General features: G+C 40.7%; 19 protein-coding genes and 1 pseudogene. 1 reads left to right on the top strand and 19 read right to left on the bottom strand.

Annotation, left to right across the window (positions count from 1 at the left end; all coding sequences use genetic code 11):
- Positions 1-57: 57 nt before the first annotated feature.
- From NE671_RS11570 to NE671_RS11485, 18 genes and pseudogenes are all read right to left on the bottom strand, one after another.
- A complete protein-coding gene (locus NE671_RS11570; RefSeq protein WP_021650335.1) occupies positions 58-669 on the bottom strand; it encodes a class I SAM-dependent methyltransferase in 612 nt (203 codons plus the stop codon).
- A gap of 56 nt (positions 670-725) precedes the next feature.
- Positions 726-947, bottom strand: coding sequence for a hypothetical protein (locus tag NE671_RS11565; RefSeq protein WP_044960621.1), 222 nt, complete (start codon positions 945-947; stop codon positions 726-728).
- Between the two features lie 52 nt (positions 948-999).
- A complete protein-coding gene (locus tag NE671_RS11560) occupies positions 1,000-1,671 on the bottom strand; it encodes a hypothetical protein (protein WP_227945552.1) in 672 nt (223 codons plus the stop codon).
- Positions 1,672-1,999: 328 nt separating this feature from the next.
- On the bottom strand, positions 2,000-3,193 hold the full coding sequence (gene tuf, locus NE671_RS11555) for an elongation factor Tu (protein WP_015526359.1): 1,194 nt from the start codon (positions 3,191-3,193) through the stop codon (positions 2,000-2,002).
- Positions 3,194-3,319: 126 nt separating this feature from the next.
- Positions 3,320-5,443, bottom strand: coding sequence for an elongation factor G (fusA, locus tag NE671_RS11550; protein WP_255363785.1), 2,124 nt, complete (start codon positions 5,441-5,443; stop codon positions 3,320-3,322).
- Positions 5,444-5,461: 18 nt separating this feature from the next.
- Entirely contained in the window at positions 5,462-5,932 is a 471-nt protein-coding gene (gene rpsG / locus NE671_RS11545) for a 30S ribosomal protein S7 (protein ID WP_059086633.1), read from the bottom strand.
- Positions 5,933-6,161: 229 nt separating this feature from the next.
- Positions 6,162-6,581: a 30S ribosomal protein S12 gene (gene rpsL / locus NE671_RS11540; RefSeq protein ID WP_015526360.1), complete on the bottom strand. Its 420-nt coding sequence runs from the start codon at positions 6,579-6,581 to the stop codon at positions 6,162-6,164.
- A 203-nt stretch (positions 6,582-6,784) separates the two neighbouring features.
- On the bottom strand, positions 6,785-9,307 hold the full coding sequence (locus NE671_RS11535) for a YfhO family protein (RefSeq protein ID WP_256163994.1): 2,523 nt from the start codon (positions 9,305-9,307) through the stop codon (positions 6,785-6,787).
- A 484-nt stretch (positions 9,308-9,791) separates the two neighbouring features.
- Positions 9,792-10,196 (bottom strand): ACT domain protein, encoded by a 405-nt coding sequence (locus tag NE671_RS11530; RefSeq protein ID WP_021653044.1) that lies wholly within the window; start codon positions 10,194-10,196, stop codon positions 9,792-9,794.
- A gap of 183 nt (positions 10,197-10,379) precedes the next feature.
- A pseudogene (locus tag NE671_RS11525) lies at positions 10,380-10,535 on the bottom strand (sporulation transcriptional regulator SpoIIID); the annotation flags it as partial.
- Positions 10,522-12,057 (bottom strand): recombinase family protein, encoded by a 1,536-nt coding sequence (locus NE671_RS11520; RefSeq protein ID WP_186582548.1) that lies wholly within the window; start codon positions 12,055-12,057, stop codon positions 10,522-10,524. The gene NE671_RS11520 and the pseudogene NE671_RS11525, both read right to left, overlap by 14 nt.
- A gap of 122 nt (positions 12,058-12,179) precedes the next feature.
- Positions 12,180-14,567: an SIR2 family protein gene (locus tag NE671_RS11515; RefSeq protein ID WP_186582549.1), complete on the bottom strand. Its 2,388-nt coding sequence runs from the start codon at positions 14,565-14,567 to the stop codon at positions 12,180-12,182.
- Positions 14,568-14,581: 14 nt separating this feature from the next.
- A complete protein-coding gene (locus NE671_RS11510) occupies positions 14,582-16,261 on the bottom strand; it encodes an RNA-binding domain-containing protein (protein ID WP_256163993.1) in 1,680 nt (559 codons plus the stop codon).
- A gap of 128 nt (positions 16,262-16,389) precedes the next feature.
- Positions 16,390-16,566, bottom strand: a complete 177-nt coding sequence (locus NE671_RS11505) for a hypothetical protein (protein WP_171030313.1) — start codon at positions 16,564-16,566, stop codon at positions 16,390-16,392.
- A gap of 307 nt (positions 16,567-16,873) precedes the next feature.
- Positions 16,874-18,223, bottom strand: coding sequence for a VapE domain-containing protein (locus tag NE671_RS11500; protein ID WP_158421674.1), 1,350 nt, complete (start codon positions 18,221-18,223; stop codon positions 16,874-16,876).
- Positions 18,132-18,836 carry a CHC2 zinc finger domain-containing protein gene (locus NE671_RS11495; protein WP_118409215.1) on the bottom strand — a complete coding sequence of 235 codons (705 nt, stop codon included), beginning with the start codon at positions 18,834-18,836 and terminating at the stop codon, positions 18,132-18,134. Before NE671_RS11495 ends, NE671_RS11500 begins: the two co-directional genes overlap by 92 nt.
- A 21-nt stretch (positions 18,837-18,857) precedes the next feature.
- Entirely contained in the window at positions 18,858-20,096 is a 1,239-nt protein-coding gene (locus NE671_RS11490; RefSeq protein WP_138344424.1) for a hypothetical protein, read from the bottom strand.
- A 181-nt stretch (positions 20,097-20,277) separates the two neighbouring features.
- Positions 20,278-20,502, bottom strand: coding sequence for a helix-turn-helix domain-containing protein (locus NE671_RS11485; RefSeq protein WP_138344423.1), 225 nt, complete (start codon positions 20,500-20,502; stop codon positions 20,278-20,280).
- Positions 20,503-20,818: 316 nt separating this feature from the next.
- Between NE671_RS11485 and NE671_RS11480 the strand changes: the two genes are divergently transcribed.
- Positions 20,819-21,862 carry a hypothetical protein gene (locus NE671_RS11480; protein WP_256163992.1) on the top strand — a complete coding sequence of 348 codons (1,044 nt, stop codon included), beginning with the start codon at positions 20,819-20,821 and terminating at the stop codon, positions 21,860-21,862.
- A gap of 30 nt (positions 21,863-21,892) precedes the next feature.
- Here NE671_RS11480 and NE671_RS11475 read toward each other — a convergent pair whose 3' ends face one another.
- Positions 21,893-22,324, bottom strand: coding sequence for a winged helix-turn-helix domain-containing protein (locus NE671_RS11475; protein WP_022388636.1), 432 nt, complete (start codon positions 22,322-22,324; stop codon positions 21,893-21,895).
- Between the last annotated feature and the right edge of the window lie 7 nt (positions 22,325-22,331).

The following is a 22,331-nucleotide window of genomic DNA, read 5'->3' as shown; positions in this document are numbered from 1 at the left end:
AATGTCAAAACTGCTTTTTCGTTTACTCCATCATCGATTCTAACCTAAAGAATTTGGCTATTTCGTTGCAACAATACTTATCCAATGATTTTTTGCATTTGAATACGTTTTGATCTCTGTAAAACCCGCTTCTTTCAAAGCGGCAACAAGTTGTTTAGATGTGTAAATCTTCATACCATTGATCATCTTTGTCCATTTTTCATCTGCGGCATTCGTTCCGTCACTCTCGTTACAAATCAGGAATATGCCTTCGCTTTTCAGCACACGGTTGACCTCGGAAAAGCATTTTACTAATCCTGGCCAAAAGTAAACTGTTTCGAAGGCAGAAACATAATCAAAAGTCGCGTCAGAAAAGGGTATAGCAGATACATCTCCTTGAACTACATTACATTTCCCTTGTTTAATGGCGAGGGCGTTCAATTTTTGAGATTTTGCCACACTAACCTCAGAATAATCCATTCCTGTCACGTGGCCATTTCTACATCTATCAAGCCAGACCGCAATATTTGCTCCGCCGCCACAGCCGACGTCAAGAACTTCAGCATCAGACTTCGTGGAGATATTTGAGAATCCCCATTGCGATAATTTGGCGTGACCGCTGTTCATCATCTTCGTCATCAATTTTCCGCCGAAGCCTTGTGGCTTACGGGTATTTTCAAAAAATCTCATTACAGAATTCCTCCTCCACAAATACCGGTTTTCTTAATTCGACAAACCGGTATTGCTCAATCGTTTTTCTCCGTTAGGAGAATATACAATCCATAAATAAAAAGAACAAGGAATAAAACCGTAGGAATCAATAATCCATTTTCTAAAATACTTATAATCATTCTTCCAGGTGGCGTTACCCATGCAGTTGCTGGATTTTGCATTGCCGCTATTATCATTCCTACAATACCAACAACACTACTTAATGTTAAAAAACCACCTTTTATATTTCTACTCATAATCATTACCTCCTCGTTAAATACCGATTTATCTCTTACATTTTATCATATTCTATCCCAAAACTCTATTCTTAGATTGCCAAAGAGCAGCCTTCCGACTGCTCTTTCTGGCTCCCCAGGCAAGTCTTTCGTGAATACTTCCTGTTGGCATTTGCTCCATTTGTCGCTTTTCTTCTAATGCCTTCTGCTCCTGTATATCCTGTTGTACCGCATCATCTACAGCATTTTCTCCAAGAACACGCACTACCCGGTCATATCTATCAGAAACATCCTGCAATTGTTGTTTTTCATCAAATAACTGCTCTTTTTCTTCACGCACTGCATCTAACTCTCTTTGTATTTGGTTATATGCTTGCTTTGTTTTCTGATATTTGTGTTTCCATTTTTCTACTTCTTCGGCAAGTTCTTTAACCTGTGCAGCCATCGCAGCAATTTTATTTTTCACCTGAGTAAACAGTGGTTTTATTTTCTTATCCCGGTAGGTTGTTGCACGTTCCAATGCACCAGCTTCTGGAAGTAGAGTTTTCACTGTTCCATATTCCTTTATTTCTTTGCTGACATTATCCATTACCGGCTGTAACCGTTCTCTGCGTTCTTCCAGGCTATGCAGATCTTTCTCGGCTTTTTCCGCACACTTCTCAGCTTCCTCTTTATCTTTAACTGCCTGCTCCTTGTCATCTTTTAAAAGCTGGATATTGTGGTAACAATCCGTCTGAAACTGCAATATCATCGTGATCCGGAACGTGCTGAACAGATCAAACAGATCAAAGGCTGGTAAAAAAATTACTCCTGTGAATAGCAAACATTCGCAGGAGTTTTTTTGGCACCGTTTTGGCACCGCTGGTCTTATTTTTCAATTTTAAATTTATCTTTACTTAGTCTTATTGATAAATTTCCTTTAATCTCCGCATTGAAAATTCATAGATGATTTTACTTTCCACCCAACAGAAAAACCCCGGAAACCTTACGGTTCCGGGGTATCTTACGTTTGGACACAATGTACCTTGCGGTACTCAATATATATTAAATTAGGATGTTATACTAATTAACGATTACTCGATGATTGTAGCAACACGTCCTGATCCTACAGTACGTCCACCTTCACGGATAGCGAATGTAAGACCCTGGCTCATAGCGATCGGATGAATCAGCTCGATTGTCATCTCGATGTTATCTCCAGGCATGCACATCTCTGTTCCCTCTGGAAGGTTGCAAACACCTGTTACGTCTGTTGTTCTGAAATAGAACTGCGGACGATAGTTGTTGAAGAATGGTGTATGACGGCCACCCTCGTCTTTAGTCAGAACGTAAACCTGAGCTGTGAATTTTGTATGGCATGTAAGTGTTCCTGGTTTAGCAAGAACCTGTCCACGCTCGATCTCGTTTCTCTGAACACCACGAAGAAGTGCTCCGATGTTATCACCAGCCTGAGCCTCATCAAGAAGTTTACGGAACATCTCGATACCAGTTACAACAACTTTACGAGTCTCCTCTTTGATACCAACGATCTCAACTTCCTCAGATACGTGAAGAACACCAGCCTCAACTCTACCAGTTGCAACTGTACCACGTCCTGTGATGGAGAATACGTCCTCTACAGGCATTACGAACGGTTTATCTGTGTCACGCTGTGGGTCCGGAATGTACTCATCAACAGCATCCATAAGCTCCATGATCTTGTCTCCCCATGGGCCAGCCGGATCCTCAAGAGCTTTAAGAGCAGAACCCTGGATAACCGGAATGTCATCTCCTGGGAAGTCATACTCGGAAAGAAGATCACGGATCTCCATCTCAACGAGCTCAAGAAGCTCCTCATCGTCTACCATATCACATTTGTTCATGAATACAACGATGTAAGGAACACCTACCTGACGGGAAAGAAGGATATGCTCTTTAGTCTGAGCCATAACACCGTCTGTAGCAGCAACAACAAGGATAGCACCATCCATCTGAGCTGCACCTGTGATCATGTTCTTAACGTAGTCAGCATGTCCTGGGCAGTCAACGTGTGCGTAATGTCTACGCTCTGTCTGATACTCAACGTGAGCTGTAGAAATTGTGATACCACGCTCTCTTTCCTCTGGAGCTTTATCGATATCCTCAAAGTTCTCTACTACGTTTCCTGGAACTCTCTCTGCAAGAACTTTAGTGATAGCTGCTGTTAATGTTGTTTTACCATGGTCAACGTGTCCGATGGTACCAATGTTACAATGCGGTTTTGTTCTCTCAAACTTAGCCTTTGCCATTTTAAAATGTCCTCCTTAAAACTTGGCTCTATCAAAATTAGAGCATTTTTTCAGATTTAAACTTGCTAACCTTGATTATATTGCAAACCAAGGTTATTTGCAAGCATTTTATTATTTTATATCAGATCAGTCCTTTTTGGAAAGGATCTTCTCCTGTACAGACTTCGGAACCTGCTCATATTTCTCGAAGAACATAGAGTAGTTACCACGTCCCTGTGTTCTGGAACGAAGGTCTGTAGCATATCCGAACATCTCGGAAAGCGGAACATATCCACGGATCATCTTACCGCCACCGATATCTTCCATACCCTCGATACGTCCACGACGGGAGTTGATATCACCGATAACGTCACCCATGTAATCCTCTGGTGTAGTAACTTCGACCTTCATGATTGGCTCAAGAAGAATCGGAGCTGCTTTCTGCATAGCATCCTTGAATGCAAGAGAACCTGCAATGTGGAATGCCATCTCAGAAGAATCGACTTCATGGTAAGAACCATCGTATACATTTGCATGTACACCAACTACCGGGAATCCTCCGAGGATACCAGCTTTCATAGCTTCCTCGATACCTTCGCCAATTGCCGGGATGTATTCCTTCGGAATAGCACCACCAACAACTGTGGACTCGAACTTGTACAGCTCTTCTCCGTTGGCATCCATAGGCTCGAATTTAACTTTACAGTGACCATACTGTCCACGACCACCAGACTGTTTAGCATACTTGCTGTCTACATCAACAGGCTTGGTGATTGTCTCTTTGTAAGCAACCTGAGGTGCACCAACGTTAGCCTCAACCTTGAACTCACGAAGAAGACGGTCAACGATGATATCCAGGTGAAGCTCACCCATACCAGCGATAATGGTCTGTCCAGTTTCCTGATCTGTATGAGCACGGAATGTCGGGTCCTCCTCAGCAAGCTTAGCAAGTGCCTCACCAAGTTTGCCCTGTCCAGCTTTTGTCTTAGGCTCGATCGCGAGCTCGATAACTGGCTCCGGGAACTCCATGGACTCAAGGATTACCGGATGCTGCTCGTCACAGATTGTATCACCTGTTGTAGTGAATTTGAATCCGATCGCTGCAGCGATATCACCGGAGTAAACCTTATCCAGCTCCATACGTTTGTTAGCGTGCATCTGAAGAATACGTCCAACACGCTCTTTTTTATCTTTTGTGGCATTCAGTACATAAGAACCGGAGTTCATTGTTCCTGAATAAACACGGAAATAAGCAAGTTTTCCTACGAATGGGTCAGTCATGATCTTGAATGCAAGAGCGGAGAACGGCTCATCATCAGATGAATGTCTCTCAACTTCGTTGCCGTCAAGGTCAACACCCTTGATAGCCGGGATATCTGTAGGAGCCGGCATATACTCAAGGATTGCATCCAGAAGTTTCTGAACACCTTTGTTTCTGTAAGCGGAACCGCAGCAAACCGGTACTGCTGTACACTCACATGTAGCTTTTCTGAGGACAGCTTTCAGCTTGTCTACAGAAGGCTCATCTCCCTCAAGATACTCCATCATGAGGTCATCATCCAGCTCGCAGATCTTCTCGATCAGCTCTGTATGATAAAGTTCTGCATCTTCCTGCATATCCTCCGGGATATCAGTAATGGAGATGTCATCACCCTTCTCATCATTGTAGATGTATGCTTTCATCTCGAAAAGATCGATGATTCCTTTGAAGTCATCCTCTTTTCCGATCGGAAGCTGAAGGCAGATAGCGTTTTTACCAAGACGAGTCTTGATCTGCTCTACTGCACCGTAGAAGTTTGCACCAAGGATATCCATCTTGTTGATGAATGCCATACGAGGTACATTGTAGGTATCAGCCTGACGCCATACGTTCTCTGACTGCGGCTCAACACCACCCTTAGCACAGAAAACGCCGACAGCACCATCAAGTACACGAAGGGAACGCTCAACCTCAACAGTGAAGTCTACGTGTCCTGGTGTATCAATGATGTTGATACGATGCTCAAGAGCACCTGGCTTTGGCTTGCAGTTCTCCTCAAGAGTCCAGTGACATGTTGTAGCAGCGGATGTGATTGTGATACCACGCTCCTGCTCCTGCTCCATCCAGTCCATTGTCGCTGTACCTTCATGAGTATCACCGATCTTGTAGTTAACACCTGTGTAATAAAGAATACGCTCTGTAAGAGTTGTTTTACCAGCATCGATATGCGCCATGATACCGATATTTCTGGTTCTCTCTAATGGATATTCTCTTCCTTCTTTTCCAGCCAATGAATTTTCCTCCTCGAATTAGAAGCGATAGTGAGCAAATGCTTTATTTGCCTCAGCCATCTTGTGCATGTCTTCTTTTCTCTTAACGGATGCACCTGTGTTGTTCATTGCGTCCAGAAGCTCATTAGCCAGTCTTTCTTCCATTGTCTTCTCGCCTCTCTTACGTGAGAACATTGTAAGCCAACGAAGAGCAAGTGCCTGACGTCTGTCTGCTCTTACCTCGATCGGAACCTGATAAGTAGCACCACCGATACGTCTTGCTTTTACCTCGAGAACTGGCATGATATTGTTCATAGCCTCTTCAAATACTTCAATTGCTGGTTTACCAGCTTTTTCCTCTACTCTGGTGAATGCACCGTATACAATTTTCTGAGCAACACCTTTCTTACCGTCTAACATGATGTTATTGATAAGCTTGGTAACCACTTTGTTATTGTACATCGGGTCAGCCAGAACGTCTCTTTTCTGAGTATGTCCTTTACGTGGCACGTTACTTCCCTCCTTAATCATATTGATTATATCATCGGTACTCACGCAGTAAAACTATTGCATGTTCGCACTGGTAAGGTCCTATATTTAACCCGCAACCGACAGGGTATATGGAATACCGTACAAATCCTTATAGTCTTCCGCTGTAATACATTAGATGAATAATATCTTTGTAATCCTCCTGATTATCTGCAATCAGGAAGCGGCGTAGATTTCTGATCTACAAAAATTATTTTTTAACTTTAGGTCTCTTAGCTCCGTATTTGGAACGAGCCTGTTTTCTGTTAGCGACACCTGCGGTATCAAGAGTACCTCTGATGATATGGTATCTTGTACCAGGTAAGTCCTTAACTCTTCCTCCACGGATAAGAACAACGCTATGCTCCTGAAGGTTGTGACCCTCTCCTGGAATATAACTTGTTACCTCGATACCGTTGGAAAGACGAACTCTGGCGATCTTTCTAAGAGCTGAGTTAGGCTTTTTAGGAGTAGCTGTTTTAACAGCAGTACAAACACCACGTTTCTGTGGAGCAGCCTGATCAACTGCTTTCTTTCTTAAAGAGTTGTATGTTTTCTGCAGAGCCGGTGCTGTAGATTTTTTAACAGCTGTCTGACGGCCCTTTCTTACTAACTGGTTGAATGTTGGCATTCCATTTCACCTCCCGATTTATTTCTCCATGGGCTTTCCCATGGGGCCTTGCGGTTGCTATTTACAAATTACGGCATGCGAAAATATAACGTTTCATTCGCACGCTTGCTCATTATAGACCGTAAATATAGGGCTTGTCAAGGTGTTTTATAAAGAATTTTTGCTGATTTTACAGGGGTTTTACACGGTTTTCTCCATAGATGTCACAACCTGCCGGAAATACCCATTTTTCTTCTGCTGATATACCAGAGTATTCCCAGTATTCCTGCTATTAATATAGAAAGAACTGCTCCCGCCTGCAGCCCCGGAGTCCGATATTTCATAGTAACCGTATGTGTCCCGGCCGAAAGCTTTACACCGGTAAGCCCCTGGATGCTTTTCCCATCGACCTTTTTCCCATCTACATAAATCTGCATATCAGGATCATAAAATATGCTGAGAAGGAGCATTCCATCCTTTGCTGCAGCTATGGTACCCTTTCCATTCTTCAGATCCATCTGCCGGGAAGAAAGCATTTCATAGATCTCATCCAGGTCCGATTCCCGGTAAGTTCCCAGAACCGCTTCCTGCATTCCGGTTTCCGCAGTTACATGCACAACCGTATCCGTATCATAAGTGCCAAGATCCAGGAAATTATTATTCCAGTAATCGGATTTCTGCTCCTGGCCGTTGATCGTTACAGTTTCCGGCTCTGTCCCCGGAATATAGAGATACCCATGCTCCCCTTTTTCCAGCGAAATATCAAAATCCACAGTCCCGGCCCATACTGCTTCTGAAGACACCGTCTGCATTTTGTACAGTCTTTTTCCCGCAATACCGCTGAGCAGCCGGTTCTGAACCTCAAGTGGATCTGTTCCTTCCATTGCATAGTCCAGTACGGAATCACTGACCATATATCCTGCTTTCAGTGCTCTCGGATTCTCATAGAGATCAAAGGACTGGCTTTCTCCGATTTTTTTATAAACAGTATGAAGCTTTCTTGTATTCCTGCAAAACAGATATCGTATTCCCAGAAGCATATCCGTCACTTCCGTGGATCCCGCATACTGAAAACGATTTTCCAGATTTTCAAAGCCCATGTTTTTTACAAAATCCCACATTTCCTCTGTATTAGTAGAGGAATACATAGATATCCCGTTCAGCTGATACAGCATCTCTTCATTTCTCACAAGAGGATTTACGATAGCGGCACGGTAATCCACCTGATCCACACCGGCAGATTCCAGTAATCCACAAACCTCCTGCTCACTTTCCACATAAATATCACGGTTTGCGGTTCCATTATCTGTAATACTGACGATTCCGTGAATTCCTGTCTCTGCAAGGATCAGCACTGCCAGCACCAGACATCCCAGCTTTCGGATCTCCACACAGCAGAAGGCATGACCGGACAGTTTTCCACAGATACACCGTTCCGTCCACATAACCAGAAAGAACACTGCAAGAACCCCTGCTGTAAGCAGAAGTCCCCAGATATTTCCGCTTTTGATCCCCACAACGATACAGAAGCCCTCTGCAGCGATCAGTCCGGCAAAAATTCTTCCTGTGCTTTCATTTTCCACATTTCCCCATGCATCACAGGACATTTTCAACAGCAGAAATATCAGGATGAACACAAAACGATTGGGGATTCCCACAGGTTTATGCAATCCGTGAAAAAGCAGATTCAGCGCTGTGATATGGATCCCCGCAAAATACAAAACGATCAATATACCTGTTACGATTTTTTCTGCTGTGCGGATTTCTTTATTCAGAAAATAAATTCCGGCAAAAAGCAGCACTGCACAGCCACAGTAAAGGTTCACATCTCCCTGGTCGCCGGATTTTACAAAGGACAGGGAATCCTCGAATAGTGCGCCCAGCTGTTTCCAGATATCTCCGTACACTCCCGAAAGTCCGGTGCCTGCCTTTTCCGCCGCTGCAGTTCTGGATACCGCAGCAATTCCGGGGATCAGTGTGATTCCTGCAAGTCCGGCTCCGGCAACAGACGCCCCGGCAAATTTCAATAATGAAAAACGGATTTTCTCTGGCCGTCGACCGGATTCTGCCGCAGCCAGCTCTGCCAGATAATAAAAAGCAGCAAATGTGCATAACATAAATCCCATATAATAGCTGGTTAAAATACAGTACCCCAGCACCAGACAATACCCTCGCCATTTTCCGGTATGCACCAGCTGTTCAATAAGATATGCAAGCACCGGAAGAAGCATGATACAGTCCAACCACATCACATTGCTGTAATAGCCTATAAGAAAATCAGACAGTGCGTACATACAGCCAAGAGAAACTGCCATGCTTTTTCTGCCCGGATATTTTTTCCCGGAATACCATGCCATGGATACGCTGCAAAGCCCTGCCTTGATCAGGATCACCGCAGTGACAGCCTCGTTTACATACATGAATTTCATAAACAGCAGTATTAGGAAGCTGAACGGACTGCAAAGATAATAGCAAAACAATCCGTAAAAATTATATCCCATGGCATGTGCGGACCAGGTCCAGCCCGTTCCCTTTCCAAGCTGCTCTGAAAGTTCCCTGTAAAAGGCTGTATACTGATGGACTCCATCTACCACCAGCGCCGAATTCTCTCCAAAAGGATAAACACCCTTCAATGCAAAGCCTAGCGTAAAGACCAGCACCGGAAACAGAAACGCCAAGAGATAGATCCACCCTCTGTTTCCCTGTTTTTTGTTTTTTTCTGCTTTCTGTATTCTTATTGGTCTCATTTCATTTCCTCGTCTGTCTGCAGCAATTTCAGGCCGTTCTGTTCTGGACAGCTGAATTATCTATCGGCTGTTATTTTCTGAAACACTGTTATTTCTTTTCCGTCGTTTTTTCCTACTGTATCATGTTTTTGTGAAATTACTGCGAATTTTTCAGAGCAAAAGAAAAAAGCTGTCACATCCTTGGAGACACAGAAAACTCCGCCGACGTAACAGCTTCTTTCTGAAGGAATCTGTGTACGCTGATCCACAGATCTCTTCATGGGTGTAATTATTAACTTTATGTGATGAGTTTTTTAGTTCCCGGCCTGTATGATACGGATATTCACATATCCTGAGGTGGCTGTTTACAGGTTAAGAACTATTATGGATATATGATAGCATGGCCATATACATTTGTAAAATTGATATTTCGTGTTTATAATATAGAATATTTTAATATTTATCAAACGGATAAAAGCCTCTACCACACGGTAAAATTCTGTTTTTATAAAACGGTATAGCCTCTGGATTTCAGGCAGGCTCTCACTTCCATGATATCCTCGGTGTGGAATACCATGATCGGCTTGCCGGAATCACGGTTAAAGGAGAGGTACAGATAATCCACGCTCACATTACTGTCCTTCAGTGTAAGAAGCAGATCATTCAGATTTCCGGTCTTATCCTCAACCTCCACTCCGATCACCTCGATCACGTGGCAGAGATATCCTGCAGCAATCAGAGCCTCCATTGCCTTATCCGGCTCCGAAACTACCATTCGTACGATTCCGTACTCTGCGCTGTCATTGGTCACAGAGCCCAGAATGTTGATATCCTCGTCCTTCAGGATACCGGTAATGTTCTGCATAACACCCTTTTTATTTTCTGCATAGATGGATAACTGTTTCAGCATGATAAAATCCTCTCTTTCCTATGTGCTTTATTTTGCTGTTCTATCGTATGATAAATCTTCGCACATCTTATCAGGTATGTCAACCAGAGCAAGCCGGATAATAACACAGACCTTCATATTTTAGTTTACCCGGCTCCATAAACACTGATATTTTATGATCAGCATTTAACCCGGCCCGCCTGTTCACCGCATGTGAGCATGGAGATATTTTTCCCGGGTAGCGATACCTCCCCGGATATGTCGCTCCTGCTTGTTTACATCCAGTACCTTGCGAACTTCTATGGCCAGAGCCGGATTGATCACTTTCAGGCGTTCTACGCAATCCTTATGTTTGGTTGTCACTAATTAGAACGGTTTCGTCTAAGCCTAAATCTCCAAAGATGCGTAAGTAAATATCTACATTACCATCCTTGTCCACTTCAATTTTCTGGATAATGCGTTTGAGCTGCGCATTGGTCATCTGGTGTACATCTGAAATATCTTCAATCTCTTTGAACGTGCGATTCAAGATTGTTTCCAGTTGTTCGCCCTTTGTCAGGTGATACGCAACCATTTTCAGCTCATTCTCCAGACGCTCAATTTCCTGTTTTGTACCGCCGATTTTCTCATTCAGTTCCTCACGGGTAATAAGATCATCGGTGTACATATCCATGTATTTCTGACGCATTTTTTTAAGTTTTGTAAGTTGAGCGTTCAATTCCTTTTCATAATTCAGGTTCTCATCTTTTGCTTTGTAAACCCTCTGGAATTCGCCTGTTACGTGACGAATTACATTCTTCTTTGCTTTCAGCAGCCCGGAAAAGTATTCAGACAGAACTTCAATCAATTCTTCCTCATCTACTGTTTGAGCATTCGGGCAGCTATCCGCCCCACGTCCATTATGACCGGAACATACCCAGCGAATATAAGTATTCTTATAGGTACGAACCGTCCGTCGAAATGACCAGCCGCACTCCTTACATTTAATCAGAGTAGAAAACAAATACTTATTGCTCTGCCGTTCCTTCGTTAATTTAAAAACCTTGCTTCTGGACTCCAAAATCTCCTGTGCCTTTTCATACATTTCCGGCTCAATAATCCGCAGTTCCGGACGTTCTGTTACCATCCACTCCGTTTCATCTTTTTCCGTTCTCTGTCCGGTCAGGAAGTCAGCTACTTCCTGCTTTCCATTGATAATTTTTCCGGTATAAAGTTCATTCGTTAAAATCCGGCATGTCGCATTCTGGCTCCACTGACAATTACGCTTTGTTCGGATACCTTTCGCATTCAGCATGTTTGCAATCTTAGCAGCACCGTATCCTTCTTCAATATACCATTTATAAATCTGCTTGATAACAGCAGCTTCTTCCTCGTTGATTGCCAAATTAAAATAATCTCCAATGGTTTTATCATATCCGTACACGATATTCGGAACTCGTCCTTTTTCAGCATTCATTTTTTTACCGAATTTCACACGTTTTGACGTATTAGCACTTTCTTCCTGTGCCAGTGCACCGAAAATTGTCAGAACAAATTCACTGTTTCCCATACTGGTCATGTTGGCTGTCAAGAACTGTGTCTCGATTCCTAATGCTTTCAGCTTGCGGACATTCTGCAGAAGGTCTACGGTATTTCTGGCAAAGCGGGAGATGTCCTTTACTACTACCATATCAAATAGTCCATGTTCGGCATCAGCCATCATGCGTAGAAATTCTTTACGATTTTTAATTTTCGTGCCTGAAATGCCCTCATCTGCATATAATCTAACTAAGTTGTCACCAGTACGCTGAGTGTACTCAGAGAAAAATTCCTTTTGAGCTTCCAGACTGTTGAGCTGATCAGCTTTATCAGTGGAAACACGACAGTAAGCTGCTATATTCATATCTAATGCCTTTCTGTTATAATAAAACCGTTCTATTACATCTTAATATTAGCATAAGATAATGCAAAATGGAAATAAGAAAACCTCCAACATTTTTCGTCAAAGGTTTTCTTATTTTCTTATTAATATACACTTTTAATTTCTCTTAATTCACTCAGTAAAGTCTTCATTTCTCTTAATACTGGTCTATATATATACTCTTTTGAATCAATAATTGAATTAAGTTGAACCGTTGCACTATCGATATAGCTTTCTGAAAATTCATCCTTTCCAAATTTTTCATAATAGCGGATTGCATTTCTTGCGTATGTAAGTGCATGATAACTTACCCTTATATCCTGAGACAGACAGTATTCTAATGTTGAAAACGATCTTCCTATCGTATTCTTTTGAATATCCAATTCCTTTTCATTTTTTGCTTCCACAGCCATATTCTTCTCAAACATGATTATAGCATGCGTATTGGCAATAGAAAAAATCTTCTTTTGACATTCTGTATGTGCCCTATCAATCTGTTCCCACGCCAAATTTATATCACCTTTCCGCTGTAAAAAAATCGAATATTGATGACGAACGTACGGATTACTATTCTGCAATAATAATTTCTCATAAAATTGGATTCCTCTTGTCTTCGAAAATGCCCTACGTGTAAAATCTGCATCATAGGCCTTCCTTTTAAAAATATCATATCTATATATTGCATGCGGACTAACTTTGTCCAAGAATTTTTCTAATACATGAGCAAATATTTCTGGTGGTATTAAAAAAATAGATTTTTCTGCAAACAGTTTACTTCGCATAATAAGATAATCTTGTGACTCATCTATTTTCAGTTCCTCATCTGTAGTTTCAACAATAATCTTATTCATTTTTTTTAGTGCATAAATTATATCTTCGTAATTTTCAATCAAATCACCAAAATAAAAATATAACATATCCATTGTTGCTGGTATTCCACACGAACTTGTATAATTTACAAGTGTATACAATTCCAATAAATCTATTTTTAATTTCTCGTCTTTGAATTCTGCTAAGTCCTTTATATATCCCGAAATTCTTTCTTTTATCTGTGCATTCGTAGATGCAAAAAATACAATTTCTAACAAAGAGATATTTTCGTTCTTCTCCATTAATGCAATTGCATCACTGCTCGATTTATTCATAGATAAGCATATATTTTGTATATCGCTAGCTGCTAAATTGCTAACATCCACAATAGCATCTGATGATATCGACAAAAATCTTTTGACATATTCATAATTCAAGGCTCGTTCAGCTAATACTAGTTTAATATTTGAGCTTCCCTTAAGTACCTCAAATGCATCCACATTACTATATAGATTATCTAAAAATACCGTGACATTTTTATCATCTTTGACCAATTTAACAAGTTTTTCCGCCTCCTGTTTAATAATGCTATTAAACCAAAATTTTCTTCCGTCAATTTCTTTGCCAAATGCAAGTTGCATTAACAATGTAGATTTTCCACATCCCGGTATTCCAGTTATTAGCGTAACTCTTTTTGAAAATATTGTTTGCAAAATCTGATTGAAATAACTTGTCCTTTTCACATTTGATGATAATATATCTGAAATTACTGGTTCTGCTCCCGAAAAGAAATCCATAACAGGGCGACGTACACTAGAATGTTCCAATTCATTACATATAAAATTGGCTGGAAAATTTTCGCGATATTCTCTATATACATACTTTTTAACTTTAGTTGATGCTGCAAATGACAATGAGCACAAGTATTCCATTAACTCTTTAGTATCAGCTACGACTATATTGAATCCTAAATCTTCCAAATCTTCAATAGTGTCTTCTACATTATCCAATGGATATACTACAATCCATTTTGGTGTGGCCGACTTAGAATATATCTCACTGTGGCATATCAATTCAAGACTATCATTATCCCCAAAACTTGTCCCCCAAAAAAGTGTAGGCGCAGATGACAATTTCAATGATACAGTATTAAATAACCCTGGTTCTCGGACAAACAAATCTGTCAGTTCTTTATCTGTGAAAGACATATCACTCCCCATTGGATATGTAACAGAACCATGCAATTTATACAAGTTAACAACATTGTTTTTTTCTAATGGACCTGTAATATTATTATCAGCAATTATTTTTGTTGAACTTTCGTCTTCATATATTCGTTCAACCAAATTGTCAATATTCAATGTAATAATATTTTTAATAGGTAATCGACACAAACCAGTATACATTTTATCAAAACTTTTCACTCGATAAGTTTCTTTTAACAATCTCTCCAGTGCATCTTTGTTGTCCTTTTTTATCTTTTGACAAGATTTACTTAAAGTATATTCTCTATTCGTTTTTAATCCAAATACATCAATCAAATGTTTATTAATTTCATTTCCTAAAGGCAATTTTTCTCCTGCCTCATTATCTGCATATACAGAAAACCCTGCCCCCAAGTATAAATTCATTCCGTAGTTTGATACTAATGATACAAAAAGTGCTTCATTATCAAATCTCATTTTTCTACCCCCTATTATATACTCTCCTTTGTCATATGCCATTTAGCATACCGATTACTCCCTATATTCTCTATAACTTTTTCTTTCTTCAATGCCTGAAGAAGATTAGAAACCTTCTTCGATTTCTGTTCATCGCTAAGTACTTCTGGCAATGCTTTTTCCAGTACTTCCATTAAATCTCTTTTGCTGGCTTCTCCCATTGACTGAAGTGCTTTTATAATTAACTGCTTGCAAATATCATCATCTAACCCTTTATTTCGAACATAAGCAGCTTTCTGTCCGACAATATCTGCCACCTTGAAAGATACAAAAACATTAGGATAACGTCCTTCCACAAGACCTTTTTTCTTCAAATCCTTAAAGCTTTCTTTAGAAACTACTTCCTGTTTCTGAACTTTATCCAACAAAAATACAGTTCTCATATCTAAATCTTCATTGGAATATAAAAGCTGAGTATAATTCTTATCCAATATCTTTCCGTACACAGTCACTGTAACTCTATTAATTGTGTTCAAATCATATGTCGGCAATGGGAAGCATTTATCACGCTGTATCTGATACATCATTGGTATTCCCATTGAATTTGTATCAATCATATACAGATTTACCATTGCGTTACACAAAAACACATTTCGATAATACGGTGGTTTATATCCCGGTTCCAGTGCTTGTTCAATAGTTTCTGGTATAAAAGCCCCCTCATTGATAAATACCAGTCTGTCCTCAAATTCCTCTACGTTGATTTTTCCACGCAAGCGATAGTCCTGATGAGCAATACAGTTATTAATAATCTCTTTGATCAGCTCTGGTTCATATTGATCTACTTCATCCGGAAACAAAGTCTGCTGTCCGGCAATATAACGATACTTTACATTTCTGATCCTGGAATATACCTTATCCACTGCCATTAACATCGGTATATCAAAATGTTCATAAGCTTTTACCGAATTATCTGCATTATAAAGTGTCCAGGTAATTCTAGGAATAAAGCCATCAAAGAAATATTTAGCCTCACTTTTTCCTAATAACAATAATGCCGTTCTGGTGATTTTTCCTTTTATTGTAATACCAGCTTTATTTAAAACCTCAATATCAGACAGTTTCTTTAAAACTTCCTGTGCTTTTTTTCGATCACTCTGACGTTTTGAGAAAAGTTCTCTTGCTCTTTTAATCGCTTCTTCATCCAAGTCTTCTATCGTTGCATCTTCTACAATTTCTTTTGACCAATCCATTCCTATTTGACTTCTAAGTAGATCTACTTTATTCATCGGAAGCGGTGATATAGATTCATGCTCTCTGGCATACGCTGCCCCTTGCCATGTTGTCGGAATCCCCCTAATAGCTGGAGGAATTTGAAATGCTATCACTCGACATTTTTCCATTGTCAGTTCGTATATCTCCAGAAATGTCAATCGTTCATTGGTTCCATTTACGATTTCCTTTTTCAAACTTTGCAGACTTCCCTGTTTCCGAAATTCCGTTCCTACATATCGTTTATCATCCGAAATTCCGAAAATCAGCCACGCCTCCTGTAATCCCCGAAGATTTGCTTCATTGCTAAGTGCAGAAAAATATTTACCAATGTCATTAAACGAATAATTTGTGCGTGCTTCTTTAAATTCTACAACTTCATTTTCAAAAGATTCTATCATGCGAACAATCTTTTCTTTTAATTGGCTATCCGTATATATCATATTCTTCCGCCTTTCAAAATTTTCTATGACTAAATTCTATGACTAATCTATGACTTTCTAGAACTAATTTTAACTGATTTTCAGACAGAACACAAGCAATAGCAAAAAAATAAAAGGCATCCCACGCGCTACGCAGGACACCCTCCATCATGTTTTGGTTCATTGGGAAGCTCATCCGCTGCTTCTTGTATTGCCTGTTCCACCTTACTTGCATTTGCTTCAATCAATATCTTTAACAGATAGTCGGCGGTTACTTCCGCTGTGTTTGGATTATGGAATCGATAATTAAGTTTTCTCTTTTTCATAGCGGAATTTCCACCTCCTCCCGTATATCCTTGTCCATAACTATGAAAATATTTTTTCAAATAGTCCTACCAAATGTCATTCCTGTTCAACTTAAATAGATGCCGGTCAAAGGGGCATCCCTGTTGTAAACCACCGCTGTAAACAAGCTCCAAAAAATCTAATTCTTTTTGTTTTTTCAGTTTTCTTTCCTCAATACCAAATTACTCTTATATATCTGTTTACTGTTTACAAATTCTACGACTCAAAGCAATAACCATAGATAAAAGCGTAAACTACACGCCAACTACCGTAAACCTGACTGGCTTTTTACCGGAAGGGTAACTCCATCTGCCGGGCTTTCTCCTCAGTAACCGGGTACCAGTCATTTTCATTTTTTAAGTCTTTTGCATCTCGTTTACAGTTTTCGTTTACACATACCCACGAACGCTGTGTACCGTAATCCTTGAATCTTGTCATCGTACCCTGTTTCCAACCCACAATGCTTGTATTCATAATTTCACAGATGCGGTCTGTCTCCGCCTTCTTCGGCTTTATATAAGGATTGTCCAGTGCCTCCTTAAACAGCATCAATGAACAGACTTTCCTATCCTCATGTTCATCCAGCCATGCCTGTATCATTCCGGCTTCCGTATCATCCGCCATGAACTCCTGCCGCAATTTATCAAGCTGTGCTTCTGTTTCCTTTGAAAACGCCAATTTAAAATTCCCATTACGGTACAACATCATTGCTTCCGCCCACACCTGATCAATATACTGTCTGGATTCCTTCTCATTTTCGAGGATATGAACCTCCATCTCTGCCCGGTTCGTCTGAACTGGAACGAATCTTCGATTTCCGGTACGGTCAAAAGGCAGGAATCGCTTTATATTGGATGTTCCTCCAAATACACATTGCCTCGGACGATCAAGAGCATATACTGCATAAGAATCCCGATAAGTCTCTTTCTGCCTGCTCAGAAAGCTCTTTGTTTCCTCAATACTCTTAGAGCGTGCCGTTGCGACCATTTCAGACATTTCAATCATCCAATGACCACGAAGCTGACAATAAACTTTTTCCGAATCCAGTTTGCCGATGTCATCGGTGAACCAGTCATCCTTTACTGCCATGAATCGAAAAAATGTAGATTTTCCTACGCCCTGACCACCGACCAGACAGAGCATATATTCAAACTTAATTCCAGGGCGGAACGCACGGGCAATAGCTCCCAGCAAAAACATTTTCATACTTTCATACGTCAACTCATCCACAGGTGCTCCCAAGAAATGATGCAGCACATAGCGGATACGCTCCTGTCCATCCCATTGCAGACTATTCAGATAATTCCGGACAGGATGATATTTGTTCCGATCTGCCTGATGGACAATACTTTTCTGCACAACCTTATCCATCGTCAAACCATACGTTTCTTCCAGATAAAGCATAATATAGTTCAAATCCATATCTGTGAATGCCGGGCTTATCCGTTCCCACCACACAGGTTTTACAAGGTCTGTCTGCTCAGTCAAAATATTATACCGGAATACACCTTTTAGCAGAGAATCATGTTCTAAAATTAGCTTACAGTTATGCCGATTGTTTTTCACAGCACCCTTCTGTGTTATTTCCAGTTGTTCTCTGATTTCCTCTACTGTCAACTCCGCTTCCATTATATCCATTACTTCGCACAATTCCTGTCGTGTCTGTGGCGTTAAAGTCCGAAATTCTCTGTTCAATCGCTGTCACCTCCTTCCCATGAGCTACCACTACGGCAACTCGTTCTTCTAATGTGCCTGATAATAATATATCCAGCAGGTACTCTATTTCTGATATTTTTTCCAATGCCTCCATAAACAACGGATGCCAGACATCTTCCATCTGTTTCGGCGGATACTCTTCTTTCCACTGTTTCAACAAATGCAGGTAATCTACCAATGCACGGAAATATCTATTTTCTGCCTGCAGATACCTCTGTTCCTGTGTTAGCTGTCGTTTGATTTGTTTTCTCTGTGGCGGGCTGTGCCCCATGTTCTCATAATATACAGAAAAATCCCTTACCAGTTTCTCTGCCGCCTCTTTCGGTTTTAAATTGTACAAGTGTGCCGTAAAATCAATCACATCCCCATCTGCCTGACATCCGAAACAATGAAAACGCCTGTCCACTTTCATGCTCGGATTCTTGTCACGGTGAAACGGGCAGACCGCCATTCCGTTCCTGTTTACCCGTATTCCATAGTATTCTGCAGCCTGCCGGGTAGTCACAGACTGTTTAACTGCTTCAAATATATTCATCCTTTTCCTCTTTCCTTTACATCACAACTCCATATCGTTTCTTCCTAATTTAATTCTTCCTTCGTGTTCCCATCGCTCCCGGTTCTCCTGTTCCGCAGTAATTTTCGCTTTTGTCAGCCTATCCAGAATGGAACTTCTGGCTTTTTTCTTAATCTGCTCGGTATTCGCCTTTTTGACTTCTGGTTTTATCAGCGTGGTCTGAATTGTTTTAACTGCTGTCTGCATAGCTTTTGTAATTTTGGTAATTACTCCATCCAATCGGCTTGCAGCATAAGTCCTTTCTTTTTGGGAAGCCTTGCGCTCAGGGGAAAGCACCCACGCCTTTGACTGTTCTACCAGACGAATGTCTTCTTTATGGGTTTCCACTCTGACCTCATCCGTCACAACCTCCACAGCTTTGTCGTAAGCAATATCTGAAACTTCATCGATCAGAGCTTCCACATCCTCAATTTTCAAAGTAAGTCTATCCAGTATTTCCGTCTGGTTTTTCATCTGTTCCTTTTGCTTAAACAGAATATAATCCTGTTTTTCAAGATAGTCACGCCCTCCATAAGACGGTTCTTCTTCCAGATGCAACCCGTATTTTCGGGTTATATCAAAAAGCATTATCCGGCAAATAGCATCAAAAGTCTGCTTTCGATTATTATTGCGGCCTTTGGGTTTATCCGGTTTTGGAAGTGGAATCCCTAATTCTTCCAGTGCTTTTTCCTGCTGAGGACAGATTTCCCCGTACTTATTCTCACAATCAAATACATGACGTTCATGGATGTGCGGTGTTCCCTCATCCAAGTGCAGTGCCCAGTCCAGAATATGTACATGAGAACCGAACCGATTTGTAAACTGCTTTGTAAAGTCCTGTACGACCGCAAGCAATATTTCATAGGAAACAGATTCTTCTACTGTTCCTATTTGAAAAATAGTTTCCTCTGGACAGGTTTTATTGTTTTTTAGTAAATCTTCCACAGATCGGTTACGCTCTGTATGACGGGTTCTTGCATTTCTTTCATTCTGCGCTTCTATATGCATTCCATAATGTTCCTGATAAAAAGTACATTCAATCTTCTCAAAACTGATATCCTGAGAATCTTCTTCCCTGCTCTGCATTGTGGTATAGCCACGGTAACAGTCCCAGTAAATATTTTTTCTGACTCTTCCAGCATCAATATGTTCACTGTTTTCCAAATCGAAACGGCGATCATTATGCCTGGGATTGTAAGTGCCATTTTTCCCGGAGCGTCCGTTGTGTCTTGTTGCTTTCAATAATTTTCTTTCCCTCCTTTTTTGCATTTTTTCTAAATTGAATAAAGCGGCGAAGCTGCAAACCTGCGTGATTTTGCGTCAGATAATACCCAGTACGAGTAGACGCACGCATCAACTCACTGGGCAATGGCTGCCGCCCTTAACCTGCACAAAAGACTGCGCTCTCCGCTCTGCTCCAGATTTAGTGACTATTTTCCGGCACCTTTCCATTTCCCTTTGCCATCCATTCGAAAAAAGCAATTTTACTAACCTTAATTAATCTGCCGCTTCGAAATGCCGGAAAACCGGGTGTATGAACCAGTTCATAAGCCGTTACTCTGGAAATCCCCATAATCCGCTGAATATCAGCCACATCCAGTACAAGAGGCAGTTCATCATAATTGTTTAATCTCTTATTTTCACTCATGTTGTTCCTCCATTTTTGATCTCATTTTTTTAGCTTCTCATTGCCGTTTTATCTTTCCTGTTTCCTGAGTCATACTGCTGTCAAGGCATACAACACGTCATCCATTCGGATGCGCTCACTTCTTTTATCGAAGATCATGGCGGTTTATCTCAGGTTAGACGGTCATAAAGTTGTCAAAGTACACTGCATAGTACGAAATTACCATGCAATCGTATCTTATCAATCTTATCTTGACTTTTCAATACTTTCGCGATACCATAAATGTAACTAATATTATATTTTTTAAAATTACCATACAAAACAGGAGCAAATAGAAATGGCTTATCAATTTATAAGGCAAGAACCTTGCTACGACCACATCCTCTTCGTTCTGGCATTGGATAGAGACAAAATGAAGGAGCGAATTTTAATCGGAACAGAACAGCAAATCCGTTTTCGACTGGACGGAAATAAAGATAACGATGTCATGCATGATATAACGCGCCCTCTCGGACGTTTTCTGATAGATTTTGAATATGATAAAGAGAAGAACTGGAATATATATGGACTCGCTCCTCTACGTGATGCATTGCACACTAACCGTTGGAAACAGCCTGCACTGGAACAGACCTCTGCTGATTTTCTGGCAAAAAAATATCTCACCGACGATCCGGTGAGAATATATGCTGCATTCCGTATTTGGAATGAATATCTTGTTACAAGGGAATATCGTGACCGTAATACTGCCTGTGATCATTTTATAGAAAAAATGCAAATTTTGACTCAGGCATTCCAAACAGAAAATGTCATGAATTTTAATTCTGATACTGGAAAACCTGAACGTTTTCATACTGGCAGTCTTTATTTCCGCAATATTCCTGCTGAAATTACCCGACTTGAGCTTTGGTTTCCGGATAATAGGCGCAGAACAGAATGTGTAGTTGCCTACAGCTCTTTTTATCCGCTTATCACTTATTACTTGAATCGACTGAATGACTGGGGCCTTTGTTTCCGTCAGTGCAAAGTCTGTGGAAAATATTTTCTGGCAAAAAGCCAGCGTTATGAACTGTGCAGTGATAAGTGCCGTAAAGCACAGGCACTTCAAAACAAAAGGGAGTTTGATGAACGAGCCAGAGAAAACAACTATGATCTGCTTTATAAAAATGAATGCCAGAATTGGCGTAATAAAATCAATAAATCCCAAAAAACTGCTAATTTTCCGATTGAACGCCTGGAAGAAATGAAAAATGCGTTTGACCTTTTTAAGAAAGAAGCTCTGCAGCGTAAGAAAGCTGTAAAGGCAGGAGCAACCAGTCCGACAGAATTCACAGACTGGTTGTATCAGCAGAGCAATATGATCTTAAAACTCAGCGAAATCTGAATCCATCCCTGTAAAGGAAAGGCAGCGAATTTACTCGCTGCCTGCCCTCTCATTAAACTTGTATCCTACACCCCAGACGGTTTGAATATATACCGGGTTGCCCGGATCATCTTCTATCTTCTCACGAATATGGCTGATATGACTCATGACAATATTGTAATCGCCAGAATAGGCTTCTTTCCAGACTACATCATAAATCTGCTCCTTACTAAATACCCTTCCTGGATTTTGTGCTAATAACTGCAGGATTTCAAACTCGGTGTAAGTTAATTCTATTTTTCTATTATCACGAACAACTTCCCTCCGTTTCAAATCAATCGCTATACCCTTATGCCTTATTTTCGATTGAAGTTGTATTTCCTGAAAAAGGAATTTTTCTCTGCCGGAATCTAACACGGAAATAACAGAATTTACCAACTCTTCCTCATCTCCCTCGAATGATACCAGCAATATTTTTCCCACTTAATCA

Origin of the sequence: Blautia sp. DFI.9.10 (assembly GCF_024461705.1) — a bacterium.
Classification (GTDB): domain Bacteria; phylum Bacillota; class Clostridia; order Lachnospirales; family Lachnospiraceae; genus Blautia_A; species Blautia_A fusiformis.
This window is presented reverse-complemented; position numbering and strand designations above follow the sequence as displayed.

What these genes read in the sequence shown, in the direction of transcription:
- NE671_RS11570 (WP_021650335.1), bottom strand. Translation starts at nt 669, where the DNA reads ATGAGATTTTTTGAAAATACCCGTAAGCCACAAGGCTTCGGCGGAAAA.
- NE671_RS11565 (WP_044960621.1), bottom strand. Translation starts at nt 947, where the DNA reads ATGAGTAGAAATATAAAAGGTGGTTTTTTAACATTAAGTAGTGTTGTT.
- tuf (WP_015526359.1), bottom strand. Translation starts at nt 3,193, where the DNA reads ATGGCAAAGGCTAAGTTTGAGAGAACAAAACCGCATTGTAACATTGGT.
- rpsL (WP_015526360.1), bottom strand. Translation starts at nt 6,581, where the DNA reads ATGCCAACATTCAACCAGTTAGTAAGAAAGGGCCGTCAGACAGCTGTT.
- NE671_RS11535 (WP_256163994.1), bottom strand. Translation starts at nt 9,307, where the DNA reads ATGAGACCAATAAGAATACAGAAAGCAGAAAAAAACAAAAAACAGGGA.
- NE671_RS11530 (WP_021653044.1), bottom strand. Translation starts at nt 10,196, where the DNA reads ATGCTGAAACAGTTATCCATCTATGCAGAAAATAAAAAGGGTGTTATG.
- NE671_RS11520 (WP_186582548.1), bottom strand. Translation starts at nt 12,057, where the DNA reads ATGAATATAGCAGCTTACTGTCGTGTTTCCACTGATAAAGCTGATCAG.
- NE671_RS11515 (WP_186582549.1), bottom strand. Translation starts at nt 14,567, where the DNA reads ATGAGATTTGATAATGAAGCACTTTTTGTATCATTAGTATCAAACTAC.
- NE671_RS11510 (WP_256163993.1), bottom strand. Translation starts at nt 16,261, where the DNA reads ATGATATATACGGATAGCCAATTAAAAGAAAAGATTGTTCGCATGATA.
- NE671_RS11505 (WP_171030313.1), bottom strand. Translation starts at nt 16,566, where the DNA reads ATGAAAAAGAGAAAACTTAATTATCGATTCCATAATCCAAACACAGCG.
- NE671_RS11500 (WP_158421674.1), bottom strand. Translation starts at nt 18,223, where the DNA reads ATGGATATAATGGAAGCGGAGTTGACAGTAGAGGAAATCAGAGAACAA.
- NE671_RS11495 (WP_118409215.1), bottom strand. Translation starts at nt 18,836, where the DNA reads ATGAATATATTTGAAGCAGTTAAACAGTCTGTGACTACCCGGCAGGCT.
- NE671_RS11485 (WP_138344423.1), bottom strand. Translation starts at nt 20,502, where the DNA reads ATGAGTGAAAATAAGAGATTAAACAATTATGATGAACTGCCTCTTGTA.
- NE671_RS11480 (WP_256163992.1), top strand. Translation starts at nt 20,819, where the DNA reads ATGGCTTATCAATTTATAAGGCAAGAACCTTGCTACGACCACATCCTC.